The organism is Collinsella intestinalis DSM 13280, from assembly GCF_000156175.1.
Classification (GTDB): Bacteria; Actinomycetota; Coriobacteriia; order Coriobacteriales; family Coriobacteriaceae; genus Collinsella; species Collinsella intestinalis.
Genome location: NZ_GG692710.1, coordinates 1,460,330 through 1,465,924, shown reverse-complemented (window position 1 = coordinate 1,465,924; position 5,595 = coordinate 1,460,330). Strand labels below are relative to the sequence as shown.

Below are 5,595 nucleotides of genomic sequence, written 5' to 3'. Positions count from 1 at the left end.
GAGCGTGCGCGACCGAGCCATCACGAGCATGGAGCGCCTCGGTCTCATGGAGTTGTTCGACGCCGCCGTCTTCGACGAGGACATCGAGCATCACAAACCCGCCCCCGACGTTTACCTCGTCGCCGCCGACCACCTGGACATCGAGCCCGCGCGGTGCGTCGCCGTGGAGGACTCCTTCAATGGCGTGCGATCGGGCGCCGCCGCCGGCATGCGCACGATCATGGTCCCCGACTACAACGAGCCCACGCCCGAGATACGCGCCCTGTGCGCAGAAGTGCTGACCACCCTCCACGAACTCCCGGCGGCGCTCGATCGTCTCAAGACGCCCAACGTCTAGAACCGCGCTCGAGGCGAAAACGGCCGACATCCCGCCCGCGCCGCGCGTGGTTCTGGTTTATAGATTGGCGCATGCCGCACGACCGCGACCAATGGCGAGCATGGCGTATGCTTGGACGTGATCAACCACTATGAAAGCGAGCAGCATGCCCAAGCATCCGCCCAAGAATCACGCAGCCCCGAAGGGCCCCAAACCCAAGCACACCTCCACCCCCACCCGCTGCCCGGGAACCAAAGGGCGCCCCGGCCGCGAGGCCTTCCTTCCCGTCTCGCGTGCCGATATGGAGGCGCGGGGCTGGGACCAGTGCGATTTCGTCTACATCTGCGGCGACGCCTATGTCGACCACCCGAGCTTCGGCATGGCGATCATCTCCCGCGTGCTCGAGCATGCGGGCTACCGCGTAGGCATCATCTGCCAGCCCGACTGGACCGATCCGGCGAGCATCGCCGCGCTCGGCGAGCCGCGCCTGGGCTTTCTCATCTCGGCCGGCAACATGGACTCGATGGTGAACCACTACACCGTCAACAAGAAGCCGCGCCGCGAGGACGCCTACACCCCCGGCGGACGCGCGGACGCACGTCCCAACCGCGCCGTCACGGTCTACGGCAACCTCATCCGCCGCACCTTCAAGGACAAGCCCATCATCATCGGCGGCATCGAGGCGAGCCTGCGTCGCCTCGCGCACTACGACTACTGGCAGGACAAGCTCAAGCGCTCCGTCCTGCTCGACTCCGGCGCCGACATCCTGCTCTACGGCATGGGCGAGCACTCGATCGTCGAGGTTGCGGACGCGCTCGACGGCGGACTGCCCGTGGACCAGATCACCTTCGTGAACGGCTCGGTCTACCGCACGAGCGGCGCGGGGGCGCTGGACAACGTCTTCGACTACGAACTGCTCCCCTCCTGGGACGAGCTCGAGCGTGACCGCCTCACTTACGCGCGCTCCTTCAACATCCAGCAGCAGAACATGGACCCCATCACGGGCGGACGACTGGTAGAGCCCTATCCCAACGGCGTCTACGTGGTACAGAACCCACCCTCGGTGCCCCTCACCGAGCGCGAGATGGACGAAGTGGCCGAGCTGCCCTACGCGCGCCACTGGCACCCCGACTACGATGCGGCCGGAGGCATCCCGGCCTTCGACGAGATCCGCTTCTCCATCTCCAGCAACCGCGGGTGCTTTGGCGAGTGCTCCTTCTGCGCGCTCGCCTTCCACCAGGGCCGCATGGTGCAGGTGCGCAGCCGCGAGAGCATCATGCGCGAGGCCGAGGAGCTCACGCACGACCCCGAGTTCAAGGGATATATCAACGACGTGGGCGGCCCCACGGCGAACTTCTTCAAGCCGGCGTGCAAAAAGCAGCTCACCCACGGCGTGTGCAAGAACCGCCGCTGCCTGTGGCCGGACGTCTGCCGCAACATGGACACGAACGAGGACGCCTATGCCGAGCTGCTGCGCGACCTGCGCCAGATCCCCGGCGTGAAGAAGGTCTTCGTGCGCAGCGGCATCCGCTTCGACTACACCATGGCCGATGCGAGCGACAAGTTCCTGGTCGAACTTCTACAGCACCATGTGAGCGGGCAGCTGCGTCTGGCGCCCGAGCACGTGAGCGACGCGGTGCTCTCGGTGATGGGCAAACCGCGCCGTGAGGTCTACGACGCGTTCGTCGAGCGCTTCGAGCGCCTCTCCGCGGAGTACGGTCTCAAGCAGTACGTGGTGCCCTACCTCATCTCGAGCCATCCGGGATCGACCATGAAAGAGGCCGTGGAGCTGGCGGAGGCCGTGCGCGACATGGGTTACATGCCCGAGCAGGTGCAGGATTTCTATCCCACGCCCTCGACCATGAGCACCTGCATGTTCTACACAGGCGTGGACCCGCGCACCATGGAGCCGGTCTACATCCCGCGCGACCCGCACGAGAAGGCCATGCAGCGCGCGCTCATCCAGTACCGCAAGCCCGAGAACTACAAGCTGGTGAAGGAGGCGCTGCGCAAAGCCGGGCGCGAGGACCTCATCGGCTACGGTTCCAAGTGCCTCATCCGCCCCGTGCCACCCAAGCCGGGTGCGGGCGGCGGAAAGAAGCAGGTCGGATCAGGAGCGGGCAAGCCCGCCAACGGCACGTCCAAAAGAGCGACGAGCAGGCACGAGGACGGCAAAGCCGCCACGCAGCCCCAAAATCGCGCCGAGCGCCGCGCCGCGGCACGCTCCGGAAAGAAGGGCGCAACTATGCCAAGCGGACGGACGGGCGCCAAGCAGAACGGGCGCCCCAACCCCGGCAAGCCAGGCGGACGCGCCACCGGAAAGAGCGCCGCGGGAACGAACCCGCACGCCCGAAACCGCGCCGCACAGGGACGCCAAGGCGCGAACCGGCATTAACGGCGCGGCGACGCGGGGGCGCTAACCAAGATATCCGTCGGGCGGAGTCGGGCGGTCCCCGACCTCGCCCTCCACGGGCAAAATGCCCTGTACCGCCGCCACATCCTGTGGCCTCTCAATGGAATCCAGCACATCGGACGAACTCCAGAGCCGGCCGAACCCCCTTATTCCCAATGCGAACATCACGGCGGCGAACACGATGACGAGCCCCGTCGGCACGGCGCTCAGCAAGGGGTACAGGGGCTCGACCAAATACGACGAGATGTTCAGCGCGAAGTGCAGGATGATCGGGTAGCGAAGCTTGCCCGTGCGCCAAAAGACCCAGCCCTCCAAAACTCCGAGAGCGAACGCGTAGCTCCCCTGGATGAGATTCATGTGCAGCACGCCGAACGCGAGCGCCTGCAGCGCGTTGGCGATCCAAAACGCCCGTGCGGAAACGGCACGGTAACGTGCGCCGTCGATCGCATTCCAGCCGGGGCTCATCGCCCGCATGGCGTACTCGAACATGACGCCGCGGCATACGATCTCCTCGTTGATGGGCGCGAGCACCGCGATCGACAGCGCAGAGACGATGGCGAAGACCCCGACACTCGTATCCTCCATGAGCTCGGAGTACTCTGCCATGGCCTCAGGGAGCAGCAATTCGACGATCTCCAGAATGCCACCCACGAAAAACTGCGCCGAGACACCTATCACCAGTAGCAAGGCGAGCGATTTGGCAAACGAGACGCCACTGGTCGCAACCGCTTCGCGCCGGGCGACGAACGAGGCGGGACGTATGCGCCGCCACCATGGCAGAAACACGGCGATAACAACAAGCTGGGCCGCGACGCCGAGCATCAGAATTGCGTTATCAAGCGCCGCGCCCTCCATGAACGATTCGGAGCCCGACGCCATCGCGGCGATAACGCCGATCACGGTCCCGCCAAAACCCGCCACCACGACCTGGATCAGCATGTACGCGCCGAAAACCCCCACCATCGCGAGCAACCATTTGCATGTGCCCCACACGCGGGAGCCGGTCGTCGTGTTGTCCATGGGGACCTCCTTATCCATCGTCCTCATGCGACTGGCGAGTTACGCGCGCGTGCGCTCGATCTCGACGGAGACCGACCTCAGCGGCAACCCCACGGGCGCCCAGGGCTTCTCGAGCTTGACGCGCACACCGTAGGCGCTCGGGTAGCGCTCAAGCAACATCGCCGCAACCCCCTCAGCGGCCGCCTCGATGAGCTTGAACGTATGCGCGCGCATGAACGAATCGACGGCATGAGCCGCCTCGCCGTAATGAATCGAGGCCGACAAGTCGTCGGTCTCACCAGCGCGGCGCGTGTCGGTGTAGAACGTCACGCTCACCACGAACTTCTGACCCAGCGCATTCTCCTCCGGGAACACGCCGTGATTGGCGAACACCTCAAGGCCCTCAATCGAAATGCGGTCGAGGGCCCGAAGGTGCTCGGGTTCCACATGCGCGAGCTGCCGGCGCGCGGCGGGAAGGCCGGCATCGCAGCAAGCCAAAGTGCCACGGTCGTCCACGATGTTCTCAGGCAGATGCTTCGTATCCATAATGTGCTCCTTTGACGATACGCGCCCCCAGCGGGACGCGCGCTTATATATCAATCGACAGGTTCTTGCGTTCTTCCGACCAATAGCAGGCGTCACGAGCGGAACAGGCAAAACAGGCGCGCGACCGGCCGTCGGCCTCTTTGATGAGACGCGTGAGGGCATCGGCCGTGGCAGACCCCTCATGCGCATCCCCCTCCCGTCCCGCAAGGGGCCCGCGATGACCCCCCACCGCGTGCAAGATCGCCGCGCGGTCGGCCCCATCGAAACGCAGGGGCACGGGCAGAGCATCCAAGACCTCGGCCGCGATGCGCGTTCCCGCCTCATCATGGGGCTCTCCCGTCTGATACTGGGCGGCACGCCCGATATCGTGCAGCAGCGCCGCGGCATAGACCACATCCCGATGCAGGCCGCAGCCCCTCTCGAGATTGAGGATCCAGGCGATGCGGGCGACATCGAGCAGATGGGGCAACCCATGACGGCAAAAAACCCGATCGGCCTCCGCGGCTTCGATCCCCGCCAGACAGCGGGTGAACAGCTCACCCTCAGCGATCGCGGCTATGCGTTCCATGTTCGCCTCCAAACGTCGACACTCGTCTCCATGTTGTACCCAATACGGCGTGCGCGGCACGGCCGAGACGGCAAAACGGCGCGAACACAACGCAAGGTGTTTTGCCAGTGCTAAAACGAAACACCACCGCCCCGGCCAATTCCTACCAGTCACCGAAGATGGCGCTTGCAAGCGCCACAATTCCTACAAATCTCGCTAGCATGGGCCTTCGTGAGGTTGTGCGCCGACTCCGATCGAGCGCGCATCGCACGGGAAAGGAAGGGCCATGGGACTACGTTCTTGGATCAAACGCCACACGGGTCATGGGGGACGGAAGCCTTCAGCTGAAGCCCCGATCGCCGTCACCGCGGCGACGGCCGACACCGCCAACGCCGCCGATCGCGACGGAGACGTCTGGGAACCGCTTCCGGCATTTCTCCCCGTCGACCCGCGCGAGCATGAACACGTGTGCGTCATCGCGTCGGCCATCGCCGCGGGGGATCACCCCAGCAGTGAGTTTCGCGTGAAGCGCGTGCTCATCGCAAATCCCGAGTACCGCACGGTCTCGGTCATCGCCACAGCACTCGCCGCCGGCGCGCTCGAGAAGAGCTCATTTACGGTCAAGAACATCTACAAGATGAAAGAGGAGGGCAGCCATGCTGCGTAAATTCAAGATCTCCGTCGACGGAACCCAGTACTTGGTTGAGATGGAGGAGGTCGGCGCCCCCACCCCGACCCCGGCCGACGCCGCTCCCGCCGCAAGCGCCGCACCTG

6 protein-coding genes are annotated in these 5,595 nt (G+C 65.2%); 3 read left to right on the top strand and 3 right to left on the bottom strand.

The genetic code is table 11. The annotated features are described in order from the left end of the window. Both COLINT_RS06575 and COLINT_RS06570 read left to right on the top strand, forming a co-directional pair. Positions 1–337, top strand: a 337-nt coding sequence (locus tag COLINT_RS06575) for an HAD family hydrolase (protein WP_006723671.1), incomplete at its 5' end; no start/stop codon positions are given. Positions 338–482: 145 nt separating this feature from the next. Further along, on the top strand, positions 483–2,711 hold the full coding sequence (locus COLINT_RS06570; protein ID WP_233418357.1) for a YgiQ family radical SAM protein: 2,229 nt from the start codon (positions 483–485) through the stop codon (positions 2,709–2,711). 21 nt (positions 2,712–2,732) lie between these two features. Here the strand turns inward: COLINT_RS06570 and COLINT_RS06565 are convergent, their stop codons facing one another. From COLINT_RS06565 to COLINT_RS06555, 3 genes are read right to left on the bottom strand one after another with little or no spacing between them, the layout of a single operon-like run. After that, positions 2,733–3,749, bottom strand: a complete 1,017-nt coding sequence (locus COLINT_RS06565) for a CPBP family intramembrane glutamic endopeptidase (protein ID WP_156780341.1) — start codon at positions 3,747–3,749, stop codon at positions 2,733–2,735. A 39-nt stretch (positions 3,750–3,788) separates the two neighbouring features. Then, the gene (folB, locus tag COLINT_RS06560; protein WP_006723667.1) at positions 3,789–4,274 is read right to left on the bottom strand and encodes a dihydroneopterin aldolase; all 486 of its coding nucleotides are present in this window, start codon (positions 4,272–4,274) and stop codon (positions 3,789–3,791) included. Between the two features lie 43 nt (positions 4,275–4,317). Then, complete coding sequence (locus COLINT_RS06555; protein WP_006723666.1) at positions 4,318–4,842, bottom strand: HD domain-containing protein; 525 nt, start codon at positions 4,840–4,842, stop codon at positions 4,318–4,320. A 265-nt stretch (positions 4,843–5,107) separates the two neighbouring features. On the opposite strand from COLINT_RS06555, the gene COLINT_RS06550 reads away from it, so the two are divergent. Further along, the gene (locus COLINT_RS06550; protein WP_006723664.1) at positions 5,108–5,488 is read left to right on the top strand and encodes a hypothetical protein; all 381 of its coding nucleotides are present in this window, start codon (positions 5,108–5,110) and stop codon (positions 5,486–5,488) included. Positions 5,489–5,595 lie beyond the last annotated feature (107 nt).